The organism is Pseudoalteromonas arabiensis (assembly GCF_001550155.1).
GTDB classification, from domain to species: Bacteria; Pseudomonadota; Gammaproteobacteria; order Enterobacterales; family Alteromonadaceae; genus Pseudoalteromonas; species Pseudoalteromonas arabiensis.
On record NZ_LRUF01000009.1, the window covers coordinates 1 to 21,971 of the forward strand.

The window sequence follows — 21,971 nt, forward strand, 5'->3', positions numbered from 1 at the left end:
TTTTTTTATGCCTGAACTTCAGGTTCATAGCCCAAAGATCGTCGGTTCGCCCTCAAAATTCACAGCTCCCGCAACCAACTGAAATTAAAAATTAATCTGTAATACTAGACACGCGAAAGCGTGTTTTTTTATGCCTGAAATTCAGCTGCTCAGGCTCAAAACCCAAAGGTCGTCGGTTCGCCCTCAAAATTCACAGCTCCCGCAACCAGCTGAAATTAAAAATGAATATGTAATACTAGACACGCGAAAGCGTTTTTTTTATGCCTATAAGAAAGTGAAGGTGCTCTTGAGTATCGAAAAAATCTTTTTATCTCATCATAATGTTTGTCCTAATAGGTAATAATACGAAATCATTGCCTATTAATAATATGGTTTCTTGCTTCAAAATAGTTCTCTTTATTAAACAGATTAATATTTTCCTTCTGCTACGTTTAGTGACTTGCATAATCTTCTCTTAAAAGATTGAAAAGTTTATGTTACAAGGTAGGTAAAATTACTTTTTAGTTACAAGTATGACTGAACTTTACCACTGGTTTGACTTAATTGGCGTGGCTGTATTTGCTGTATCGGGTACGCTGCTGGCCTATGATAAAAAAATGGATGGCTTTGGGGTTGTTGTACTTGCCACCGTAACGGCAATTGGTGGTGGTACGTTGCGTGACTTAATCCTAGATGTTCCTGTTTTTTGGTTACATGATCAAAGCTATTTTTGGGCTATTTTATTTTCGGTATTTGTTACTACACGTTTAATTAATAAGCAGCGTTCGATTGAATTTAATACGCTACAGATAGCAGATGCATTTGGTCTGGCGTTTTTTGCTGTTATGGGCGCTCAAAAAGCAATGTTGGCAGGTATGCCTGACACAACGGCTATTATTATGGGCGTTATTACAGGTTGCTTCGGCGGCATGATCCGTGATGTGCTCGCAGGTAATATGCCTATGCTATTAAAAGGTGAGTTATACGCAATTACCTGTATCGCAGGCGGAGTCGCTTATACGCTGGGTATTTCTTTTGGTTTTGTAACAGAGCTTGCGATGGTGATTGCAATGCTAGTGACGCTTGTTTTACGACTGGCGGCGATGAAGTGGCGGTTAACGTTGCATATTTTTAAATATTCTGATTAAACTATAACTTAGGACTTGTTATAGGGACAGATGAAACGTGTCATTAGCTCGTATTTTTTCTCGTGCACAAATAGGCGTACAAGCACCAGAAGTCATAGTTGAAGTGCATTTAGGTAATGGTTTACCGGCTTTTCATATAGTTGGTCTGCCCGAAACATCTGTGAAGGAAGCGAAAGATCGCGTAAGAAGCGCACTTGAAAACTCACAGTTTGGCTTTCCTGATCAGCGGATCACGGTTAATTTAGCACCCGCAGACTTGCCTAAAGAGGGAGGGCGCTTTGATTTAGCCATCGCCGTAGGCATCTTGGTGGCATCAGGGCAGATTAGTTGTCCCGATATTCATCGTTATGAATTTTATGGTGAGCTTGCCTTAAATGGGGAAGTTAGAGGTGTGAATGCGATTTTGCCCTCCGTGCTCGGTGCTAAAGAGAAAGGCCGTTGTTGCTTTCTTCCTGCCGATAATGACTCCTTGGCGAGTCTTGTTTCTGGGGTCGCACGAAAAGCAGTATATTCTATTCAAGATGTCTGGAACGACTTACTTAACCAGCAACCCCTTCCTTTGAATATTGAATACCCAGAGCAGGAATTAGATAGGGAATCTCTCCTCGATTTAAGCGATGTTAAAGGGCAACCAGGCGCGAAACGCGTATTAGAAATTGCCGCTGCTGGTGGGCATAATTTGTTATTTTTAGGCCCTCCGGGTACAGGCAAATCTATGCTCGCACAGCGTATGCCGACAATTATGCCCGCCATGTCTGACGATGAAGCGATTAGTACCGCAGCGCTTTATTCAATTATTGGTCAATCAGTCGATTTAGCGAATTGGCGTGAGCGTCCCTTTCGCAATCCTCATCATACGTGTTCAGCAGTCGCACTTGTTGGTGGTTCGTCAAACCCAAAGCCAGGGGAAATTTCATTAGCCCACAATGGAGTGCTTTTTTTGGATGAGCTGCCTGAATTTGAGAGAAAAGTACTCGACTCATTGCGTGAACCTATGGAAACGGGCGTAGTAACGATATCAAGAGCCGCGAGGCAAATGGAGTTCCCTTCGCAATTTCAGTTGATTGCAGCCCTTAACCCAAGCCCAACAGGTAGCCACACAGATAAGCGAGCGACGCCCGATCAAGTGCTACGTTACTTATCTCGGGTGTCAGGGCCATTTATCGATCGTATTGATTTACAAATTGAGTTGCCAAGATTAACCAGTAGCCAACTACAAAGTACTGAAATAGAAGAAAGCAGTGAGCAAGTTCGCTCACGTGTTGAGCGTGCCTACGCAATTCAGCTTGAAAGACAAGGCAAAGTGAATGCGCGTTTGAATAATAAAGAAATGAATCGTTACTGTATTTTAGCAGCCGCAGAGCTTCAGTTTTTAGCTAAAGCCAGTGAAAAACTGGCTTTATCGCCTCGCTCTTATCATCGGGTAATTAAAGTGGCACGCACCATCAGCGATTTAAAAGCGCAGCCAAATATAACCTTAAGTGAGCTAAAAGAAGCATTAAATTATCGGGCATTTGAGCGGCTAATTAGTCAGCTAACGCAACTCTAAAAGTTTAAATCGATAACATGTAACCTTTACCACGTACTGTAACAATACGCTTCTGATCCTTTTCATCACTTAATTTTTTACGTAGTCGACCAATCAATACATCGACGGTGCGATCACTTGGGCTCCAATCTGGTTGACCAATCTCTTCAGATATCTTTTCACGTGATGTTGCTTTACCCGCATTTGCAATTAAGCAAATAAGTACTTTGTGTTCAGCTTCTGTTAGGCGCGACTCTTCACCGTTGGGGGTAATCAAGGTTCGATTATCAGGGTGTAGCTTGAAGTCGGCATATTCAATAAACTCTTCGCTTTCATCATCGTTTTGAGAGCTCTTTAGACGTTTGTGAAGGGCACGCATTCTAAGTTCGAGCTCAAGTAAGTCTACGGGCTTACATATGTAGTCATCTGCACCTTGGGCAAGCCCTGCAATGCGATCGGCTTGAGAGTCTCTGCTTGATAGCATAATTACGCCAATTTCTGTGAGCGCGTTGAGTTCTTTTGCTAATAGCAGACCATCACGTTTGGGTAGTACTATATCGATGACAGCTAAAGAGATTGCATTTTGTGAAGGGGCGCGGGATTGCACAATGCCCAGTGCATCGGCACCTGTTGAGTCTACCTCAATCTCAAATTCAGTCTCTTTAAAATGGTTGAGAATACGTTTGACGAGTAGCTCGTCATCTTCAACCAATAAAACTTGAATAGTCATTAGCTTCTATTTCACACTTGATTTGTTGTTATGTTAGCACTGTATGACAAAGAGTGAGAAGTGTAATGGATAGGTTTATAACTATTTCTTACAATTTAATTAGTTAGGTGTCGTAAAGTGAAAGAAAAGTTGAGTACTTTTGTAGTACTCAACTATATAAAAATCTACTTTTCAGCGTAAAGGTATTGCCACCATTGTGGCTGCTCTTTTAGATTTTTATCGAAATAAGCGAGCATGGTGTCCCACCAATCAAAGCGTTTGTCGCGTGCAAATATCTGATGGTCTGCGCCTTTGTACTCAATGAGTTCGACATCTTTTCCTAGTAACTTTAATGCCGTGTACATATTGTGACTTTCCCCAACCGGTACATTCGTATCCGAATCACCATGCAGTAATAATAATGGTGTGGTCACCTTGTCGGCATGAAAAACAGGACTATGTTGGCTGTAAAGGGCTGGGTTATTCCAAGGATAGCTATTTTTAGACGCCTCGTTAGAGTATAAGTACCCCCACCAGCCTTGTCCCCAATACGACGTAATATTAGAAATGCCAGCATGGGCGATTGAGGCACTAAACATATCTGTTTTGGTAGCCAGTAGCATAGTCATAAAGCCACCATAGGACGCACCTAAGTTGCCAACACGTTTGCTATCTACGAAGTGATACTGGTTTAAAAACGCCTTTGTGCCATCGATGATATCGTTCGCTGTGTACTCACCCCATGCATTTACGTGTTTAGCTGAGAACTCTTGGCCAAAGCCTGTTGCGCCCGTTGGTTGCACAACATAAACAACATAGCCATGCTCAGCCCACAAGTTAAATGGATAACGACCTGTAAAACCACGAGTAACGGGTGATGTACCGCCATAATAATAGACCAGTGCAGGGTATTTTTTGCTTTTATCTACGTTGTGCGGCAAGTAAACGCGGCCTTTAATTTCAATACCGTCTTTATTGGTAAAGTTAAACTCTTCAAGTGAGGCAATGGCAGTATCTTTATAGGCGATCGGTTTTGAATCCCACAATATTTTCGCGCGGCTGTTACCTAGGCTTAGTTGTTTCAGTTGCTGAGGTGTTGAAGCTGTAGTGCCAGTGAGCAAAATGCTGGGGTTGCGTTCTTTTGAATAACTAAATTGCTCAACAACATCAAAGCCGGCGTTCACCTTATTAAAGCGCTTTTTACTGAGGTCATACTGGTAAAGTTGTACTGTATCTTGTTCTGTAACTTTTATAAGTGCATCACCATTTTCAAGTACATTGAGTTGGCCAATTGCAGGATTAAATTCTTTGCTTAACGCTGTGGCTTTTTTACCATCACGACTTAAAAGGTAAAGTTGCCCATCGTAGTTATTAGCAAGCATGCCTTGTGGTAGGTTACGCCCTAAACCATTGTTAAAGTCAGGGCCTGCCGTTACATAAATCCCTTCGTTTGTGTATTTAGCCTGATTAAAGGTTTTAAATTGACCAAGTACATTGAGCGCTGATGTCGCCAGGTTTAATTCAACCAGCTCAGTTGCTGGCTCGGGTGATAGTTGCATTGCTTGTGCTGAGCGACTCATTAATATGCTGCCACGTTTGGCATCAAAGTCTTCTAGTGAGTGGCTAAGTGGGCCTTGGCTTACTATTTTGCTAAGACCTGTGGCAATATCAAGTAAATAGACTTGTGATGTCGTACGAGCATACGACCAGCGATCTTGTAGACCTTGATAGTGCTTAGTGAGCTTACCATTATCTTCAGGTGATTTTGACCAGCTAAAGATCAAGCTGTTTTGGTCATAAAATTGAAAGCCGTTCGCTCCAGAGAGGTTTTTAGCGATGACACTCAGCTGCATGGTTTTTAGATTTAAGCGCTTAAGCTCACCATTTAATAGATACACTAAACGTTTGCTGTCAGGGCTCCAAGTTATACTACTTGGCTGAGCTGACTCGAAACGATACAGAGTATTGTTCTTGGCGTCTTTAAGCTCTGTAACATATTGAGCTTGGTTGGCGGTTGCATCTTCGTAATGACGTTTGCTCGTGATAAAATAATCGCCACTGGGTGCCATTGACACAAAGCTAATTGTCGGCGCATCGAATAATTGCTTAGCCGATAAACCATGTTGCTGTTTAGCGCTAAATTGTATAGCGTCTAGTTCAGATTTAGCTGTAAAATCAAGCTCCACCTGATTCCAGTTTGCGACTTGCTCCGTAACGATAACAATTTGATGATCGCCTTGGCTTAAGGCTAATTCGTAGGCTTGATTTTTTTCTGTTTGTTTTTCGCCATCAATAAATAGCTGAGCGTTTTCAATGCCTTTTAAGGTCAATGTGCCTTGACTGAATCGATCTGTTGACGCTGTGAATTTAAGTGCTTGTAACCCTCCAAGGGTTAACGCACTGACTTTGTCGAATGCTTGCCAGTCAACGTCATTACCAAACAAATGTATACTGTCACTGCTTGTTTGTAAGCTTGGCAATAAGTTTGCGATGATGGCATCGCGATGATCGGTTTGATACGGCTTCAGTTGCATATCTTCTGCAAGTGGGCCAATAAACTGAATGGCTGATTTGTCGATTGGGTCTGCCAAAGAGGTTGTGCTTAGGGCACTGAGTACGAATGCACCCAGTGTTATTTTTAAATGGGTAGACTTACTCTGCCAAGTTCTTCTAAATGTCATAATTGAGCCTATAGTCGGTAATTTGAGCTAATATAGCACGCGCTAAAAAAGCCAAAAAGTGCTCTGCGTTAGAATGCACTCAGGGTTTGAGGTTGAGTCATACACTTGTTAAGGTGAGCAAGTTACCCCAAAGTGAGGATAGATAGTGACACTTTTACTTGTTTACATGGTCGTCGCCATTACGATTTCGTTTTTGTGTTCTGTGATGGAGGCGGTGTTATTAAGCATTACGCCCAGCTATGTTGCATTAATACGTAAACAACAGCCTCATTTAGCTAAACGTGTCTCCAAACTTAAAGATAATATAGATCAGCCGCTTGCCGCTATTTTAACTCTCAATACCATTGCTCATACCGCAGGTGCTGCGGGGGTTGGGGCTCAAGCAGCCGTGGTTTTTTCTGATGCTGCCGTGGGCGTTGCATCAGCTATTATGACGTTATTAGTGTTGGTGCTGTCTGAGATCATCCCTAAAACATTAGGCGCTAATTATTGGCGCGCTCTGACGCCTATTGTCAGCCTTGGCTTAGTTGGCTTGGTGTTTATGTTAAAACCCTTTGTCTGGTTTGCAGATATTCTTACTCGTTTCTTAGGTCGAAATTACGATGAAGCTTATTATATTCGTCAAGAAATTGAAGCTATGGCGGATATTGGAACGGAATCGGGAGCGCTTGGTCAGGATGAATCTGAAATAATAAGAAGCTTATTGCACTTTCGCCACGCTAAGCTCGATACCATCATGACACCACGTACTGTATTGTTCAAAGTACATAAAGATTTAACCGTTAATCAGTACTTGTCTGAATATGGCTCTTCGTCATTTTCTCGTGTACTGGTGTATGATCAAAATGGCGATGATATTATTGGCTTTGTGCATAAGAACGATATTATGCTTGCTTATCACCGATTAGGCGAAGACTATAAAATCAGTAAGTTAGTAAAACCTATCTATACTGTGCCAGAAACATTACACGTGCCAACCTTGCTTGAAACACTGTTGACAGAACGTACTCATATTTGCCTAGTTGTGGATGAGTACGGGGATGTGCAAGGAATTGTCACCCTTGAAGATCTCATTGAAGCGTTGATGGGCCTCGAAATAGTTGATGAACATGATCAGTCAGCTAATATGCAGCATGTTGCCAAGCAGCGTTGGCGACAGCGCCTAGAAAGTAGCAATACGATTGTTAGTGATGATAAGCGTAAGCCCTAACGCCTATAGCCAGCCGCCGTTTTAACCATTTGCCGCCATGATAAAGACCAATTTAAAAAGTCGTCTTTGGATTTTGGTCGGCATAGTAAAAAACCTTGCATAAGAATGAACTCTTTATACCTATCAAGGTAATCAAGCTCTTCAACGCGCTCGATGCCCTCTGCAACAATCGCTAAGTCCTCTTGTATGGCAATATTTACTAAACTACTGACGATAACTTGTGAAAATTGATCGGTTTCAATATTGCTGATCAAGGTTCTATCAATTTTTATTTCAGTAAAAGGCAGCGTTTTTAGTTGCTGTACGTTTGTAAAACCTGTACCGAAATCATCAAGGGATATGCCAAAGCCCCTCATGCGTAAGCGGTTAAGCGTTTCTAGCTGTGCGGCACTTCGTAAAGCATATTGTTCTGTTATTTCTAATATCACTTCACTGGGAGTGAGTTTATTAAGGTGTAGGATCAGGGCTAACTTATCAGGGCAGCTTAAGTCTTCTAACTGGGAAGGTGATAAATTGAATGCCAGCTTTAAGTTAGGATCAAAATGCTCTTTTATCTCATTAAAGTCATTGGTTGCTTTTTCGAATAACTGAAAAGTGATGAGGTTAATGAGGTCTAAGTCTTCAGCAATGCAGATAAATCGATCTGGCAAGACGACTTCATCTTCTTTACTGGTGTTTATACGTGCCAATACCTCAATGCTTTCTACCCGATTATCATGGCGATTGATTTTGGGCTGATAATAAGGAAGCACTTCATTGTGACTTATCGCATGCAGGAGCAGCGACTCTGAAATAGGTGATTTTGTACGTTCAATGTGAACAGAAAAATGCTCAAGTTTTTGCAGCAATAAATAAACCTGATTCAATTGTACAGGTTTCGAAATGTTGCCAATCAAGTGGGCGTTATGCTTACGTGCCAAATCTGCCGCTAAATCAATGACTTTTGGATCCATTTCAGAAATAATGGCTATCGCACCATTGTATTTCATTTCACCTAAGTGTCGAATAAGCTCCATCCCATCCATATCTGGCATATTTAAATCTGTAAATACGGCATCAAAGTAATGGGGTGCTTTTTTGATTTTCTCCAACGCATCAGTTGCACTTAAGCAGGTTGTGATATTTGTTATCTCGAGCTCATTTAGTATGGCTTGCATAACAATTAAAATTGCTTTGGAGTCATCTACTACAAGTATATGTCGGTTTGATTTCACCTTATTCACTCCATGAATAAATTAATCTTCTTTAAAAGTAGTAGGAAAAAAGGAGTTCGTCATGTTTTATGACTGGTCAGTGATGAAAAAAAACGCTACTTTAGAAATATTGTCAATAATCCGGAATTTTGCTTTTTCTAAATGTAATAGCTTAATACAACAATAGCGTTTAAAATCATTATGATAACGATACAGCTAAGTCTAGCAGATGAAATTTTTACCTTGCACCTTAAAGGTTCGCAATTAGTAGGACTTTTTCATCATCAACAAGCTATTACCTTTGAGTCGCCCAAGCAGTATATGTATGAGTTTGACTTTCGAGGTGAACGAGTCGGCTTAGATACGTGTAATGTTGATAACCGCTGCTTAGCTATTTACATAAATCAGCAGTTTGCTCACCGATTAGTGATACCCACGATGACACCTACTAAACCCAAAAGAAGCGTTATTGGCCTTGTCGCTTTAGCGTTTAAATTATTTAAAAGTGCAAAAGTTGTTAAAGCAGCACTTGCTGGAGCATCCGTAGCGGGTTATGCATGGCTATTCTCGATAGAGTTTGCGTTGATGCTAATAGGGTGCTTGGTTGTGCATGAATATGGGCATGTCAGAGCGATGCAGTATTTTGGTATAAAAACCAAAGGTATTTACTTAATTCCATTTGTCGGCGGGCTTGCTGTTTCAGACGATAAAATTACGACCCGTTGGCAAGATGTTGTTATCTCATTGATGGGGCCAGCATTTGGTTTGATCACATCAGTACTGGGTGTGGTGCTTTATTACGCAACTGAGATGGAAATATTCGCGGGTGTAGCAGTATTAAGTGCACTACTTAATCTCTTCAATTTATTACCAATTCTCCCTCTAGATGGGGGGCATGTGCTGAAAAGTATTAGTTTCTCAATGCGCTCGTGGATTGGCCTAACAATGTGTTTAGTGGGTGTGTTATTAGGCCTTTGGCTTAGCTACACTTTCGGACTGACGTTGTTAGTGTTTTTCTTGTTTATTGGTGCGCTGGAAATACTTTTTGAGTGGCGTGAACGCCATAATTCACACCTTGTACCATTAGATACTTATGGGCAAACCTTCTCAACTGTGATGTATGCGCTGGTGGTCGCTGGCCACGTAGCCGTGATGATGCACTTTGCTGATTCACAAAGCGCAATCTTAAGCCTACCAATGAAAATCTTATCAAGTTAGTTTATAACGGAAGCGTTGAGTCATGCTTCCGTTACTAGGAGCTAGGGATAAAAACTCAGCATTAGCGCAATAAACACACCGGTGATAACCAGTTGTACTAAACAAAAGCCCATAATATCTTTTGCTTTTAGTCCTGCTATTGCAAGCACAGGCAGGGCCCAAAAAGGCTGAATGAGGTTTGTCCATGCATCACCCCAAGCAACGGCCATAGCAACACGGGGTATGTCGGCACCGAGTGTTTGTGCCGCAGGTATGACGATAGGTGCCTGAACAGCCCATTGGCCTCCACCCGATGGCACAAATATATTCACAAAACCAGCGCTTAAAAAACTCCAAAATGGCAGTGTTTCGGCTGTGGCTATTGCGATGAAGCCTTCGGAAATTTGCTGAGCTAGGCCAGTGTTAACCATGATAGCCATAATGCCTGCGTAAAATGGAAATTGCACTACGATTCCAGCACCGCTTGGGATTGCTTGCTGTAGGCTTGTGAGTAAGTTATGAGGTGTTTGGTGCAGTAAAATAGCGCTGAATAAGAAAATGGCGATAACACTATTTAAATTTAAGCCACCGTTACTCAGTACAAAGTAATAAACTAGATAGCCAAGGCCGATGAGTCCCATCCCTATACCCAGTATGCGGCTATGCTCAATGATTTCAGCAGGACGGCTAGGGGTTACCGACTGAGTCGGTTCATCATCTAGCTTTGCAGGGTCAATATATATACTGTCTTTGTTGCTTGGCAACATGTAGCGGTTTACAAGTGGCATGACAATAAATAAGCCAATGACAATTGCGATATTAAACCCTGAAAAAATAGTACTGTCCGTACCTATTACGCCGATACTTTGCTCTGAAAAGTGCCCCTCTGTTGCGATAGTCAGTGGTACTGAGCCTGCCAAGCCACCATGCCAGACAATAAAGCCTGAATAAGCACTGGCAACGAGTAACCTGTAATCAACGCGAACTTGTTTGGCAATCGCTTTTGCAAACAAAGCTCCTATTACTAAACCAAAGCCCCAGTTGAGCCAGCTTGCTAATAATGAAACGAACGTAACCAGTATAATTGCCTTGGCAGGTGTACTAGCCAAGGCCGCCAGCTTGGTTAATAGATGTCGCATGACAGGCGTACTTGCCAGCATATAACCGGTTAGTAATACTAACAGCATTTGCATGGCAAATTGCAATAAGTTCCAAAAGCCGCTTCCCCAAGCCGTTAAAATTTGTATCGGTGTCGATGGTGTGAAAATACCAGCAACGATAAAGCTTAAAAAAGTTAATAAAATTACAAAAATAAATGGATCTGGTAGGTAACGCTCAACCAGTTTTGTGAATGGCTTTGCAACATGATTTAGCATAATTTTTATTGTTGTCAGTAAATTGATTGTGCCAATTAATCATGAAAATAACTAATTGGCAAATCGACATTCTGTGGTGGGTTTACATTGGGCATCCCAAAAAGTGCTCATCAGCATTTTTTGCGTTATTTAAAAGGGCAATTATTTATAAGACTATTTTTGTTGCTCGAGTACAGCTCTTAAACGCGATTGTACTTCCTCGACAAGCAAAATAGGTTGAAACTTAGACAAGAAGGCATTACACCCTACCTTTTCAACCATTGCTTGGTTAAAACTACCACTCAAAGAGGTATTTAAAACGATATGTAGGTTTTTTAGGCGGCTATCTTGGCGAATTTCATGGGTGAGCCTATAACCATCCATTGCCGGCATTTCAGCATCGGTAATTACCATCAGTAATTCTTTTTCAACATCCTTGCCCTCGTCTGCCCAGCCTTTTAGCATCTCTAATGCTTCAAGGCCATTACGTGCTGGAATTATTTCTATACCTAATTGAGTTAGTGTATCACTTACTTGTTTGCGCGCAGTCGGGGAGTCATCGGCATGTAAAATTTTACGACCTGTGAACTCGTTGACTATATTTTGATCTAAAATGTCATCGCTGATTTGCACTTCGTATTCGATAATTTCAGCCAAGACTTTTTCAACATCGATAATCTCAACTAGGTGCTCTTGATTATCACGTTTAATTTTTGTCAGTGCAGTTAGGTAATGGTTTTTACCAATAGCGGTGGGTGGCGGCATAATGTCAGACCATGTCATATTGATAATCTGATCGACTTTGCCAATTAAAAAGCCCTGTACGGTGCGATTGTACTCAGTAATTACTAAGTTAGTATCTTCAATGTGTTTCGTCTCAGGCATGTTAATCGCTTTACGTAAATCGATCACAGGAATAGATTCACCACGGATATCGACAACACCAGATACTTTAGGATGTGAATTGGGTATTTTGCTTAAGTGGGGAAGTTTAACAACCTCTTTTACTTTGAATACATTGAGCGCAAATAAGTGGCGGCTGTGTAGATAAAACAGCAAGAGCTCTAAACGATTTTCACCAACTAATTGTGTACGTTGATCGACTGAAGCTAGAACACCAGACATATTGCACCCTTAATACTTAATACAGAGAAAGTATAGTCTACTATTATTTTTCATCGACAGACATTAAGAATTTTCCACCAGTTGCCAAAACCTATGCATTACAGTACCGTATCGGTTAATTTCTTCTAAGATACATTGCAAGGATTATGCATCATATTTTTAACCGCTTAGTGGTGCTTATACGCAGTCATATTGATCAGGTTAGCTGGCAGGCTGTGGTAATAACAACACTTTTCCATATGTTGCTTATTTGGTGGTTACTCGTGCTTGCAGGAGAGCAGGATCTCACACCAATTAGCACCTACTTTTACTATTATGTTGTCACGACTTCTACAGTCGGTTATGGCGACTTTAGTGCCAGTACAGAGCTAGGACGCTGGATCGTTGCACTGCTACAAATTCCTTTTGGTTTGGCATTATTTGGTGTTCTGTTAGGAAAAACAGGGCAAACAGTTACTTACTTGATTAGGCGCGCTATGACGGGTGATAAAAGCTTCTCACATATTAACAATCACATTATTATTTTCGGTTGGCATGATACGCGGACAAAAAAGATGATTGACTATATCTTGGCAGATAACAAGCGTCTTGATCGACGCATATTATTAGCAGTGACCGAGCAAATGGAGCATCCATTTCTAGCCAATGCACATGTCGACTTTGCTCGCTTAAGTAGTTTTACCGATATTGATGAGTTAAAACGTGTGGCTATAGAGCGGGCAGATAAAATCATTATTGATGGTCAAGACGATGACCAAACATTCACAACGGCATTACGCATCAGTAAATTGGTCAATAAGCAGTGCCATATTAGTGCTCATTTTGATGATGAAACTAAAATTGAGATGCTACTTGAGCATTGTAATAATGTTGAATGCAGTAGTTCTAAGTCTGCAGAAATTCTTGTACGTTCGATGCAAGACCCAGGTTCAAGCCGTGTGCAAGAAGAATTATTATCTACGCTACACGGTGACACGCAATTTAGCTTGCCAATACCTAAGGGTGTAAAAGCCATGACGTTTGGTAATTTATTTCATCACTTTAAACAAAGTCATGATGCGATTTTGCTTGGTGTGGCGCATAACTTAAGTGCTCAGAATATGGATTTAAACCCACCTCTGGATTATACCGTCAGTGAGGGGGATATTTTGCACTACATCGCCGTTGAACGTGTACTTAGTAATGAAGTTGATTGGTCTTCATTGGTGAGCGAATGAATGAAGTTGCGTTTTTAATCATTGTATTGAGTGCGTATATTTTGCCTGTGGTGATTGTTTTAAATAGCAAACGCACTCAGGGGCATGAAAAAAATGCATGGTTAATAGGGATTATCTTGTTTTCGTGGTTAGCACTTATCATGTACTTAACCATCGTGCCCAAGCATGGGCACGTTAAAAAAAATAAAAAGGCGAAAAGTAAACACTAAGTTATTTTAACTGTTTTAGTTTGTGTTCAATAACCGGATCGTCAGGAGCCAGTTGTTGCGCCACTTCAAGCAATTTTACGGCATCTTTAGGGTGTTGCTCTTGGTGTTTTAGAGCAACATCTAACAAAGGTTGCACGTCAACGTTTTCTTGTTCTTCTTTTACATGCTCCGCTTTTTCATCAATTAAAATGTTATGGGCTGTACTCAATAGTGCCAAGCGGTGTGCGGAACTCGCATTCGCTTTGTTAAGGCGGCGATAGTAGTCTTCTTTAAAACGCAGTGTACGTGTTTGCTGGCGAAATTGTGCAATATCGACTTGCTGGTGGCGCATAAAGTCAACGGCAACATCTTTATAAAATCCAAACTTACTGAGGTAAGTGGCATGTACACTGTGTCCCATTCCGAACACTCTTAGATGATTAAGCTGTGGGTAGCGCTTAGCGTGGGCACGGTCGATGCGATTTGTTGGGTCGTAAATAATGTAGCCTTTAGCGTGGCCTAAATCTAAGTCATGGTAATCACCGTGCCAATCAAAATTTTGTGCGATATCTGTGCTTGAGCGATCATCCCATGGCACTTTATCTTTATTTTTGGTGCTGACAGGGTGAAATAATAGTACTTTGTCTAGTTGTAATAAGTTAGCGAATGCACCTACTGCAAAGCCACCACGACTCAAGCCGTAACCTAATCGCTCGGTAAAGCAACTAACTAAAGGTGCCAATTGCTCAATAAAGAAAATCAGATTCCGATGTCTAAACCAATTGCTTTTCCCTAAATGTTGAAACGCAATTATATTTATTCCCTGCTTTTTGGCGAGCTTATAGCCCCAAGGAGTAAAGTCGTCGGTTAAGTCATGTTCTTGATAATTGGTACCAGCAGGAGAGAAGGTAAATAGCAGTGGCTTATTAGCATCGCTGATGTGATATTTCATATACACATCACCAAGCAAGTCGCCGCCAATAAATGGTAGTTGATTTTGCTGTTCGTCGCGGGGTAGCTTGGTCCACTCATCTAACCAATACAATAATTTCATACATACCCCATCTTACCCTTGAAACAAAGGTGACGTATTTTAGCAAATTTGGGGGCTCATTTAAATGACAGTGATTTTATGTCTCACTCATTGTCATTATTTGCTGCCAGTCATGTTCAGTCACGGGCATGACTGACAGTCGGCCGCCTTTTTTAAGGGCGATTTCGGTAATTGACTCATTGGCTTTAATTGCTTGTAAGCTCACTGGCTTTTTAAGGTGTGATTGATATTTCACATCGACCACAAACCAGCGAGGGTTGTCTGTTGTTGCTTTGGCGTCATAGTAGTCGCTATTTAAATCGAATTGTGTTGGGTCAGGGTAGGCATCACGCGTTATCGTGGCAATGCCTACCACACCAACTGCTTTGCAACTGGAGTGGTAAATCATCACCAAATCACCTTGCTTCATGTCATCACGCATGAAATTACGGGCTTGATAATTACGTACGCCATCCCACATAGAGGTTTGCTCAGGTGTGTTTTTTAGATCATCAATTGAAAATGCATCGGGTTCGGTTTTAAAAAGCCAATAAGCCATAATGAGGTGCTCTTACAAAGATTTACTTCCAATTAGTCTATAGTATCATTAAACGCTTGTCGGGATTGAGGATAAATAAATGAGCCAAGTATTAGATGATTTGCTGTCATTAATGGCGCTAGAAGAAATTGAACAAGGCTTATATCGTGGCCAAAGCCAAGATTTAGGGTTTAGAGCTGTTTTTGGCGGCCAAGTTATGGGCCAAGCTTTATCGGCCGCTAAAGAAACGTTACCCGAGGGGCGCATCGTTCACTCTCTGCATTCTTACTTCTTACGCCCAGGGGATGCTGCAAAACCGATTGTTTATGATGTAGAAAACATTCGTGATGGTAGAAGTTTTAGCACCCGCCGTGTGAAAGCCATTCAATACGGTAAACCTATTTTTTATATGACGGCGTCATTCCAAGGCGATGAAGAGGGGTTATCGCATCAAGCGCAAATGCCAAGTGTGCCACAGCCTGAAGAGCTAAAGTCGTCTCTTGAATTCTATCAAGCGAATGCCGAGCTTATTCCTGAACCTATACGCAATAAGTTCATTCGCGAAGTGCCGATTGAAATGCGCCCTGTGACTTTTCATAACCCATTTAAGCCACAAGTTATGGAGCCAGTGAAACATATTTGGTTTAAAGCCAATGGCGAGATGCCTGACGACCAGCGCATTCATAATTATTTACTTGCGTATGCATCGGATTTTGAGTTCTTACCAACGGCCTTACAGCCCCACGGTGTATCATTTATGCAGCCGAATATGCAGGTTGCAACGATTGACCATGCAATGTGGTTCCACCGTCCGTTTAGACTTGATGATTGGATTTTATACTCGATTGATAGCCCAAGTGCGAGCTCTGGACGTGGTTTGGTGCGAGGCCAATTCTTTGACCGTCAAGGCAACTTGGTTGCCTCAACGATCCAAGAAGGGGTCATGCGTCAGCGTTAACCTTTTGAGTGCTTAGCTTGGCTTTGCACTATGTCGTCAATTGACTGCCAGACGCGTGCTGGCAGCAATGCCTTAAGGTATATATACACCTCACACAGCTCACTGCTACCCGTTAACCCTTGTTCTGTTTCAGTGATCAGCTTCTGCTCACGTAAACTTGTAATAAAACCAATGAGTACTTTCTTATCAAAGAATTCAGGGGTTTTAATGCCATGTAACGTCCCTAAACGCTCTGCCAATACTTGGCTTTCATGCTCAAGTTCAGCACGTTCAATGCCATGACTGGTTTGAATAAAACCAATAACGATTGCATAACGTTGTAAGGTTAAACTTAAAGCGCGACCGAGTATTTCTAGTTTTGCTAAGCAATCACTGCTGTTGGTGATTTTTATATTATCACCGTCAATTTCAATGAGGTCTTGATCAACAAAGCTGGCAAGAACACGCGTAATGTAGTTTTCATCTAACTCATGTAAGAACCACTCTTTGGCAAATAGTGGGTAAAAGCGTGCAATCAAGGCGTGGCAATCTGCCATCGTCGTTTTATGCGCTTTAAATAAATGCAGTGCAAGCAAGCTTGGCACAGCAAATAAGTGCAATACGTTATTACGGTAATAGTTGAATAACGTTTTCTCTTTGTCGTTGATAGCAATGATTTCACCAAACTCATCGCTGATAACATCAAATTTATTAAGCTTAAGCGCATGCTCTAATAGCTGCTCAGCCGTTTCGTCAGGTGTTGTTACTTTGTCGCTATAACTCGCGCTGCGTTGTAAATGTAGATAAAACTCAAGCTGAGCAATCAATTTAGGCTTACTTAACGCATGTTTATCATTAACCAATAAAATCATGGCCAGTAGATTCACCGCATTGAGTGCCGCGGCGCTATTAATATTAACCATGACTTTATCAGCAAGGTTGGCGACCTGTGGCCCAAGCCACTGTGGTTTTTGTACATCGGTTGGGTGAATAGATTCACGCCAATCAGGTTGCTGCTCATTCAGATATTGGTTTATCGAAATAGGATCGCCAAAGTTTAAGTAACCACGTCCATAGTTTTTCAGGTTTTTAATCGCTTTAAAGATACCTAATATCGACTCACCTTTTTTATCGTTACCGGCAAGTTCTTTTAAGTAGGTATTAATTTCCATTACGTGCTCATAACCTATGTATACAGGTACAATCGAAATAGGGCGATCAATACCGCGTAGCATGGCTTGCAACGTCATAGCGAGCATACCTGTTTTTGGCGGTAACAAACGACCAGTACGGCTACGGCCACCTTCAGTATAAAACTTTACTGAATAACCTTTGATAAACAGCTGACTCAGGTATTCTTTGAATACTGATGAATACAGTTTATTGCCCGCGAATGAGCGGCGAATAAAGAACGCACCGCTACGGCGGAATACACCACCGGCTGGGAAGAAGTTTAAGTTAATACCTGCCGCGATATGCGGCGGTACCAAACCTAAATGGTAAATAGAGTAGGTCAGTAATAAGTAGTCCATATGAGAGCGGTGACACGGCATATAAATAATCTCGTGGCCTTTATCAGTCAGCTCATTGACTTGTTCAGAAAACTTAATATCAATACCGTTGTAAAGCTTATTCCATAACCAAGTTAACACGCGATCAGCAACACGAATGGTTGCATCACTGTAATTTGCCGCTATTTCATCAAGAAGTTTCAGCGCATTTTGGCGTGCTTGCTGTTGGCTGATGTTCTTTTCTTTGGCTTCAATTTGAATGGCTTTTTTAATTGTTGGTGAAGCAAGTAGCGAATTGAATAGCTGCTCTCGCGATGGCATTTTAGGGCCAGTCGCGGCCAGTTTTTGACGTTTGAAGTGAACGCGTGCAACACGCAGTAGTTTGTGTGGTAGCTCATCCACGTCTGCTTTTTCGTTCACTAGCAGTGATAAGTCCAGGGGCTGACTAAAACGAATAAAATTATCGCGCCCAGAGAATAGCAATACAAAAAACTTGCGGAACCAACTTGGTGTGAGCGAGTGCGATACTAACGTCCCTAAGCCAGGTTTTTCTTTACCTGGGTTACGACCCCATAAAATAGTCACGGGGATCACTTGCACGTTTTTTTCTCCCGTGCGCATCAAATGATCAATGATTTGCTTGCCTTGTTGCAGCGCATTACTGGGTTTACTTTTGTCCCCAAATAATGGCGGAGGGTTTTGAATACCAATAAAGCGATTAAGTTCAGCATGCCCTAAAAGCTGCTCTTGTGTTGGGTCTGGTAGACCATATTTTTTACACACGCGTGCGAGTGCAGCCAAATCTGAGCGTGCATTGAGCTTAACTATATAGAAAGTCGGGTTAGCTGGGTTTAGGTTATATTGTTCAATCGGGTTGTCAGGCAGTACCTTGCTTCTTACAAACAAGCGGTTCATACCTGCTGACATAAAATTCAAACAACGATTAATGATACGCATCAACTCACCAAAGTAAATAAAGTAGTAATAGAGGCAAAAATAAGCGCAATAGAATAGCAATTATTAACTGGACTGACCATTTAAAAGCGATGCTTGCGCGCCTCAGACTGCACAAGTATAAAGTAAAGACGGCAATGTTATTGATAAAGTTCGAAAATTAAACAAATTTTAATTGGGGCTGTGGATTTTTTCAAAATTGTTGTTGCATTTATCACCAATATCACTATAATACGCAGGCTTTCAAAATTCCCTCGGGAACTTGGAAGGAAAGATTAAGCTTGGATTTCAAGCTAATAAAACAGGAACTCCGATTTGGAGTTCAACGTAGATATAAGAAAGCAGCCGACATCTTAGTTAGTAAGATTGTTTCGGTCGTTTTTTTATGCTCTTTTTAAATGCTCTTTATATTGAGGTTTAAGAATGTCAAATCAACGCATTCGTATTCGCCTAAAAGCTTTTGACCACCGTTTGATTGACCAATCAACGGCGGAAATCGTGGAAACTGCGAAACGCACTGGCGCACAAGTACGTGGTCCAATCCCACTACCTACACGCTTTGAACGTTTTACTGTACTAACTTCACCGCACGTTAACAAAGACGCGCGTGATCAGTACGAAATCCGCACCCATAAACGTCTGATCGACATCGTAGAACCAACTGACAAGACTGTTGACGCTCTTATGCGTTTAGATCTTGCTGCTGGTGTTGATGTTCAAATCAGCCTGGGTTAATCGGAAGATTAGAGAGGTTTTAGGAAAATGGCATTAGGTCTAGTCGGTCGTAAAGTGGGTATGACACGTATCTTCACTGAAGATGGTGTATCTATCCCTGTGACAGTTATCGAAGCGACTCCTAACCGTATTGCTCAGATCAAATCTGAAGCAACTGACGGTTATAACGCGCTTCAAGTAACCGCAGGCACTAAAAAAGCAAGCCGTGTAAACAAAGCAGCAGCGGGTCACTTCGCTAAAGCTGGTGTTGAAGCGGGTCGCGGTCTGTGGGAATTCCGCCTAAATGGTGGTGAAGGCGATTTTGAAGTAGGCGCTGAGCTTACTGTTGAATTATTCAACGAAATCAACAAAGTTGACGTAACCGGTACTTCTAAAGGTAAAGGTTTCCAAGGTGGTGTTAAGCGCTGGAATTTCAGCATGCAAGACGCGACTCACGGTAACTCTCTATCTCACCGTGCTCCTGGTTCAATCGGTCAAAACCAATCACCTGGTAAGGTGTTTAAAGGTAAGAAAATGGCCGGTCACATGGGTGCTGAGCGTGTAACGACTCAAAACTTAGAACTAGTTCGCGTTGACGCTGAGCGTAACTTGCTTTTAGTTAAAGGTGCAGTACCTGGCGCTATCGGCGGTGACGTTATCGTTAAACCAGCTGTTAAAGCATAAGTCCTGGAGATTTAGTGATGGAATTAGCAATTAAAGACGCTTCTGGCGCTCTTGAAGTTTCTGAAGCTACTTTTGGACGTGAGTTTAACGAAGCATTAGTACACCAAGTAGTTGTTGCTTACGCAGCAGGTGCTCGTCAAGGTACTCGTGCTCAGAAGACACGTTCTGAAGTAAGCGGTGGTGGTAAAAAACCATGGTCTCAAAAAGGTACTGGCCGTGCACGTGCTGGTACAATTCGTAGCCCAATTTGGCGTTCAGGTGGCGTTAGCTTCGCAGCTAAACCACAAGATCACAGCCAAAAAGTAAACCGTAAAATGTACCGCGGTGCGATCAAAAGCATCTTATCTGAATTAGTTCGTCAAGAGCGTTTAATCGTTGTTGAACAGTTTGGTCTTGAAGCACCAAAAACTAAAGAACTAGTTGCTAAGCTTAAAGAACTTGAGCTTAAAGATGTTCTAATCGTGACTGAAGAAGTAGATGAGAATCTTTTCTTATCGGCACGTAACCTATACAAGGTTGACACGCGTGATGTAGCTGGTATCGATCCTGTAAGCCTAATCGCTTTCGATAAGGTACTTATTACAGCTGCTGCTGTTAAGCAACTTGAGGAGGCGCTAGCATGATCCGTGAAGAACGTCTTTTAAAAGTGATCCTTGCTCCACACATCTCTGAAAAAAGCACTATCGCTGCTGAAGAGAACAACACGATTGTTTTCAAAGTAGCTTCTGATGCAACTAAAGCTGAAATCAAAGCTGCAGCAGAAAAGCTTTTTGAAGTAGAAGTAACTGGTGTTCGCACACTAAACGTTAAGGGTAAAACAAAACGTACTGGCATGCGTTTCGGTCGTCGTTCAGACTGGAAGAAAGCTTACGTTACTCTTAAAGAAGGTAGCGAGCTAGACTTTGTCGGCGGCGCCGAGTAATAAGGGGAGTTAGAATTATGGCACTTCAAAAGTGTAAACCAACTTCTGCGGGTCGTCGTCACCTGGTTAAAGTGGTTAACCCAGATCTACATAAGGGTAAACCTTACGCACCACTACTAGAGAAAAACTCTAAGTCTGGTGGTCGTAATAACAAAGGTCGTATCACGGTTCGTCACATCGGTGGTGGTCACAAGCATCATTACCGTGTAATCGACTTTAAACGCACTAAAGATGGCATTCCAGCTGTTGTTGAGCGTCTAGAGTATGATCCAAACCGTAGCGCAAACATCGCTCTTGTATTATATGCAGACGGTGAGCGTCGTTACATTATTGCACCTAAAGGCTTAAAAGCTGGTGATTCAATCCAGTCTGGTGTTGATGCACCAATCAAAGCTGGTAACACATTACCAATGCGTAACATGCCTGTAGGTTCGACTGTTCACAACGTAGAATTAAAACCAGGTAAAGGCGCGCAAATCGCACGTTCTGCTGGTGCATACGTTCAAATCCTTGCACGTGAAGGTCAATACGTGACTCTACGTCTTCGTTCTGGCGAAGTTCGTAAAGTTCCAGCTGACTGTCGCGCAACACTTGGTGAAGTAGGTAATGCTGAGCATATGCTTCGTTCACTAGGTAAAGCTGGTGCAAATCGCTGGCGTGGTATCCGTCCGACAGTTCGTGGTGTTGCCATGAACCCGGTAGATCACCCGCACGGTGGTGGTGAAGGTCGTACATCTGGTGGTCGTCATCCTGTGTCTCCATGGGGTAAACCGACTAAAGGTGCTAAGACACGTAAGAACAAGCGTACTGATAAGTTTATCGTACGTCGTCGTACTAAATAATAGTTGAGGAATAGCCATGCCACGTTCTCTCAAGAAAGGTCCTTTTATTGACCTACACTTGCTGAAGAAGGTAGAGAAAGCGTTGGAAAGCGGTGACAAGAAGCCAATTAAAACTTGGAGCCGTCGTTCAATGATCATACCTAACATGATCGGATTGACCATCGCTGTCCATAATGGTCGTCAGCACGTTCCTGTGTTTATCACAGACGAAATGATCGGTCACAAACTGGGCGAATTTGCACCAACTCGTACTTACCGCGGTCACGCTGCGGATAAGAAAGCGAAGAAACGTTAAGAGGGGAATGA

Annotated in this window: 21 protein-coding genes; 13 read left to right on the plus strand and 8 right to left on the minus strand. The window is 42.0% G+C overall.

Annotated elements, in window-relative coordinates:
* Nucleotides 1-512: 512 nt before the first annotated feature.
* Nucleotides 513-1,127 carry a trimeric intracellular cation channel family protein gene (locus tag PAARA_RS06005; RefSeq protein ID WP_062568185.1) on the plus strand — a complete coding sequence of 205 codons (615 nt, stop codon included), beginning with the start codon at nucleotides 513-515 and terminating at the stop codon, nucleotides 1,125-1,127.
* A 37-nt stretch (nucleotides 1,128-1,164) separates the two neighbouring features.
* Nucleotides 1,165-2,676, plus strand: a complete 1,512-nt coding sequence (locus PAARA_RS06010) for a YifB family Mg chelatase-like AAA ATPase (RefSeq protein ID WP_062568186.1) — start codon at nucleotides 1,165-1,167, stop codon at nucleotides 2,674-2,676.
* Between the two features lie 4 nt (nucleotides 2,677-2,680).
* On the opposite strand, the gene PAARA_RS06015 is transcribed toward PAARA_RS06010, so the two are convergent.
* Both PAARA_RS06015 and PAARA_RS06020 read right to left on the minus strand, forming a co-directional pair.
* Nucleotides 2,681-3,385 carry a response regulator transcription factor gene (locus tag PAARA_RS06015; RefSeq protein WP_062568187.1) on the minus strand — a complete coding sequence of 235 codons (705 nt, stop codon included), beginning with the start codon at nucleotides 3,383-3,385 and terminating at the stop codon, nucleotides 2,681-2,683.
* Between the two features lie 164 nt (nucleotides 3,386-3,549).
* Nucleotides 3,550-6,045 carry an alpha/beta hydrolase family protein gene (locus tag PAARA_RS06020; RefSeq protein ID WP_062568188.1) on the minus strand — a complete coding sequence of 832 codons (2,496 nt, stop codon included), beginning with the start codon at nucleotides 6,043-6,045 and terminating at the stop codon, nucleotides 3,550-3,552.
* Nucleotides 6,046-6,190: 145 nt separating this feature from the next.
* Between PAARA_RS06020 and PAARA_RS06025 the strand changes: the two genes are divergently transcribed.
* A complete protein-coding gene (locus PAARA_RS06025) occupies nucleotides 6,191-7,255 on the plus strand; it encodes a hemolysin family protein (protein WP_062568189.1) in 1,065 nt (354 codons plus the stop codon).
* On the opposite strand, the gene PAARA_RS06030 is transcribed toward PAARA_RS06025, so the two are convergent.
* Nucleotides 7,252-8,478, minus strand: a complete 1,227-nt coding sequence (locus tag PAARA_RS06030; RefSeq protein ID WP_083515273.1) for an EAL domain-containing response regulator — start codon at nucleotides 8,476-8,478, stop codon at nucleotides 7,252-7,254. The genes PAARA_RS06025 and PAARA_RS06030 overlap by 4 nt on opposite strands.
* 174 nt (nucleotides 8,479-8,652) lie before the next feature.
* Here PAARA_RS06030 and PAARA_RS06035 point away from each other — a divergent pair, with 174 nt between their 5' ends.
* Entirely contained in the window at nucleotides 8,653-9,666 is a 1,014-nt protein-coding gene (locus tag PAARA_RS06035; RefSeq protein WP_420806951.1) for a metalloprotease, read from the plus strand.
* 41 nt (nucleotides 9,667-9,707) lie between these two features.
* Here the strand turns inward: PAARA_RS06035 and PAARA_RS06040 are convergent, their stop codons facing one another.
* Together PAARA_RS06040 and PAARA_RS06045 are read right to left on the minus strand one after the other, a co-directional pair.
* A complete protein-coding gene (locus PAARA_RS06040) occupies nucleotides 9,708-11,021 on the minus strand; it encodes a short-chain fatty acid transporter (protein WP_062568191.1) in 1,314 nt (437 codons plus the stop codon).
* Nucleotides 11,022-11,174: 153 nt separating this feature from the next.
* A complete protein-coding gene (locus PAARA_RS06045; protein ID WP_062568192.1) occupies nucleotides 11,175-12,125 on the minus strand; it encodes a chemotaxis protein CheV in 951 nt (316 codons plus the stop codon).
* 146 nt (nucleotides 12,126-12,271) lie between these two features.
* On the opposite strand from PAARA_RS06045, the gene PAARA_RS06050 reads away from it, so the two are divergent.
* Both PAARA_RS06050 and PAARA_RS06055 read left to right on the plus strand, forming a co-directional pair.
* The gene (locus PAARA_RS06050) at nucleotides 12,272-13,342 is read left to right on the plus strand and encodes a potassium channel family protein (RefSeq protein ID WP_062568193.1); all 1,071 of its coding nucleotides are present in this window, start codon (nucleotides 12,272-12,274) and stop codon (nucleotides 13,340-13,342) included.
* Complete coding sequence (locus PAARA_RS06055) at nucleotides 13,339-13,551, plus strand: hypothetical protein (protein WP_062568194.1); 213 nt, start codon at nucleotides 13,339-13,341, stop codon at nucleotides 13,549-13,551. Before PAARA_RS06050 ends, PAARA_RS06055 begins: the two co-directional genes overlap by 4 nt.
* Nucleotide 13,552: 1 nt before the next feature.
* On the opposite strand, the gene PAARA_RS06060 is transcribed toward PAARA_RS06055, so the two are convergent.
* Entirely contained in the window at nucleotides 13,553-14,584 is a 1,032-nt protein-coding gene (locus tag PAARA_RS06060) for a hypothetical protein (protein WP_062568195.1), read from the minus strand.
* A gap of 76 nt (nucleotides 14,585-14,660) precedes the next feature.
* Nucleotides 14,661-15,122 carry an EVE domain-containing protein gene (locus PAARA_RS06065; protein ID WP_062568196.1) on the minus strand — a complete coding sequence of 154 codons (462 nt, stop codon included), beginning with the start codon at nucleotides 15,120-15,122 and terminating at the stop codon, nucleotides 14,661-14,663.
* Nucleotides 15,123-15,201: 79 nt separating this feature from the next.
* Here PAARA_RS06065 and tesB point away from each other — a divergent pair, with 79 nt between their 5' ends.
* The gene (tesB, locus tag PAARA_RS06070) at nucleotides 15,202-16,059 is read left to right on the plus strand and encodes an acyl-CoA thioesterase II (RefSeq protein WP_062568197.1); all 858 of its coding nucleotides are present in this window, start codon (nucleotides 15,202-15,204) and stop codon (nucleotides 16,057-16,059) included.
* Here the strand turns inward: tesB and plsB are convergent.
* Complete coding sequence (plsB, locus tag PAARA_RS06075; RefSeq protein ID WP_062568198.1) at nucleotides 16,056-18,506, minus strand: glycerol-3-phosphate 1-O-acyltransferase PlsB; 2,451 nt, start codon at nucleotides 18,504-18,506, stop codon at nucleotides 16,056-16,058. The genes tesB and plsB overlap by 4 nt on opposite strands.
* A 420-nt stretch (nucleotides 18,507-18,926) precedes the next feature.
* Here plsB and rpsJ point away from each other — a divergent pair, with 420 nt between their 5' ends.
* Genes rpsJ through rpsS form a run of 6 tightly spaced genes read left to right on the plus strand, consistent with a single transcriptional unit; the run spans nucleotide 18,927 to nucleotide 21,960 of the window.
* Nucleotides 18,927-19,238 carry a 30S ribosomal protein S10 gene (rpsJ, locus tag PAARA_RS06080; protein WP_002957900.1) on the plus strand — a complete coding sequence of 104 codons (312 nt, stop codon included), beginning with the start codon at nucleotides 18,927-18,929 and terminating at the stop codon, nucleotides 19,236-19,238.
* A 27-nt stretch (nucleotides 19,239-19,265) separates the two neighbouring features.
* Nucleotides 19,266-19,901 (plus strand): 50S ribosomal protein L3, encoded by a 636-nt coding sequence (gene rplC, locus PAARA_RS06085; RefSeq protein WP_036974218.1) that lies wholly within the window; start codon nucleotides 19,266-19,268, stop codon nucleotides 19,899-19,901.
* Between the two features lie 17 nt (nucleotides 19,902-19,918).
* Nucleotides 19,919-20,524, plus strand: a complete 606-nt coding sequence (gene rplD / locus PAARA_RS06090; protein WP_062568199.1) for a 50S ribosomal protein L4 — start codon at nucleotides 19,919-19,921, stop codon at nucleotides 20,522-20,524.
* The gene (gene rplW, locus PAARA_RS06095) at nucleotides 20,521-20,823 is read left to right on the plus strand and encodes a 50S ribosomal protein L23 (protein WP_054552368.1); all 303 of its coding nucleotides are present in this window, start codon (nucleotides 20,521-20,523) and stop codon (nucleotides 20,821-20,823) included. The genes rplD and rplW overlap by 4 nt, the downstream gene beginning before the upstream one ends.
* A 17-nt stretch (nucleotides 20,824-20,840) precedes the next feature.
* Complete coding sequence (gene rplB / locus PAARA_RS06100; protein ID WP_036974212.1) at nucleotides 20,841-21,665, plus strand: 50S ribosomal protein L2; 825 nt, start codon at nucleotides 20,841-20,843, stop codon at nucleotides 21,663-21,665.
* A gap of 16 nt (nucleotides 21,666-21,681) precedes the next feature.
* Entirely contained in the window at nucleotides 21,682-21,960 is a 279-nt protein-coding gene (gene rpsS / locus PAARA_RS06105; RefSeq protein WP_010376377.1) for a 30S ribosomal protein S19, read from the plus strand.
* Nucleotides 21,961-21,971: the final 11 nt, after the last annotated feature.

Bases quoted from the DNA above. Each gene is read 5' to 3' on its own strand.
- PAARA_RS06005 (WP_062568185.1), top strand. From the start codon at position 513: ATGACTGAACTTTACCACTGGTTTGACTTAATTGGCGTGGCTGTATTT.
- PAARA_RS06015 (WP_062568187.1), bottom strand. From the start codon at position 3,385: ATGACTATTCAAGTTTTATTGGTTGAAGATGACGAGCTACTCGTCAAA.
- PAARA_RS06020 (WP_062568188.1), bottom strand. From the start codon at position 6,045: ATGACATTTAGAAGAACTTGGCAGAGTAAGTCTACCCATTTAAAAATA.
- PAARA_RS06040 (WP_062568191.1), bottom strand. From the start codon at position 11,021: ATGCTAAATCATGTTGCAAAGCCATTCACAAAACTGGTTGAGCGTTAC.
- PAARA_RS06045 (WP_062568192.1), bottom strand. From the start codon at position 12,125: ATGTCTGGTGTTCTAGCTTCAGTCGATCAACGTACACAATTAGTTGGT.
- PAARA_RS06050 (WP_062568193.1), top strand. From the start codon at position 12,272: ATGCATCATATTTTTAACCGCTTAGTGGTGCTTATACGCAGTCATATT.
- PAARA_RS06055 (WP_062568194.1), top strand. From the start codon at position 13,339: ATGAATGAAGTTGCGTTTTTAATCATTGTATTGAGTGCGTATATTTTG.
- PAARA_RS06060 (WP_062568195.1), bottom strand. From the start codon at position 14,584: ATGAAATTATTGTATTGGTTAGATGAGTGGACCAAGCTACCCCGCGAC.
- PAARA_RS06065 (WP_062568196.1), bottom strand. From the start codon at position 15,122: ATGGCTTATTGGCTTTTTAAAACCGAACCCGATGCATTTTCAATTGAT.
- tesB (WP_062568197.1), top strand. From the start codon at position 15,202: ATGAGCCAAGTATTAGATGATTTGCTGTCATTAATGGCGCTAGAAGAA.
- plsB (WP_062568198.1), bottom strand. From the start codon at position 18,506: ATGCGTATCATTAATCGTTGTTTGAATTTTATGTCAGCAGGTATGAAC.
- rpsJ (WP_002957900.1), top strand. From the start codon at position 18,927: ATGTCAAATCAACGCATTCGTATTCGCCTAAAAGCTTTTGACCACCGT.
- rplC (WP_036974218.1), top strand. From the start codon at position 19,266: ATGGCATTAGGTCTAGTCGGTCGTAAAGTGGGTATGACACGTATCTTC.
- rplD (WP_062568199.1), top strand. From the start codon at position 19,919: ATGGAATTAGCAATTAAAGACGCTTCTGGCGCTCTTGAAGTTTCTGAA.
- rplW (WP_054552368.1), top strand. From the start codon at position 20,521: ATGATCCGTGAAGAACGTCTTTTAAAAGTGATCCTTGCTCCACACATC.
- rplB (WP_036974212.1), top strand. From the start codon at position 20,841: ATGGCACTTCAAAAGTGTAAACCAACTTCTGCGGGTCGTCGTCACCTG.
- rpsS (WP_010376377.1), top strand. From the start codon at position 21,682: ATGCCACGTTCTCTCAAGAAAGGTCCTTTTATTGACCTACACTTGCTG.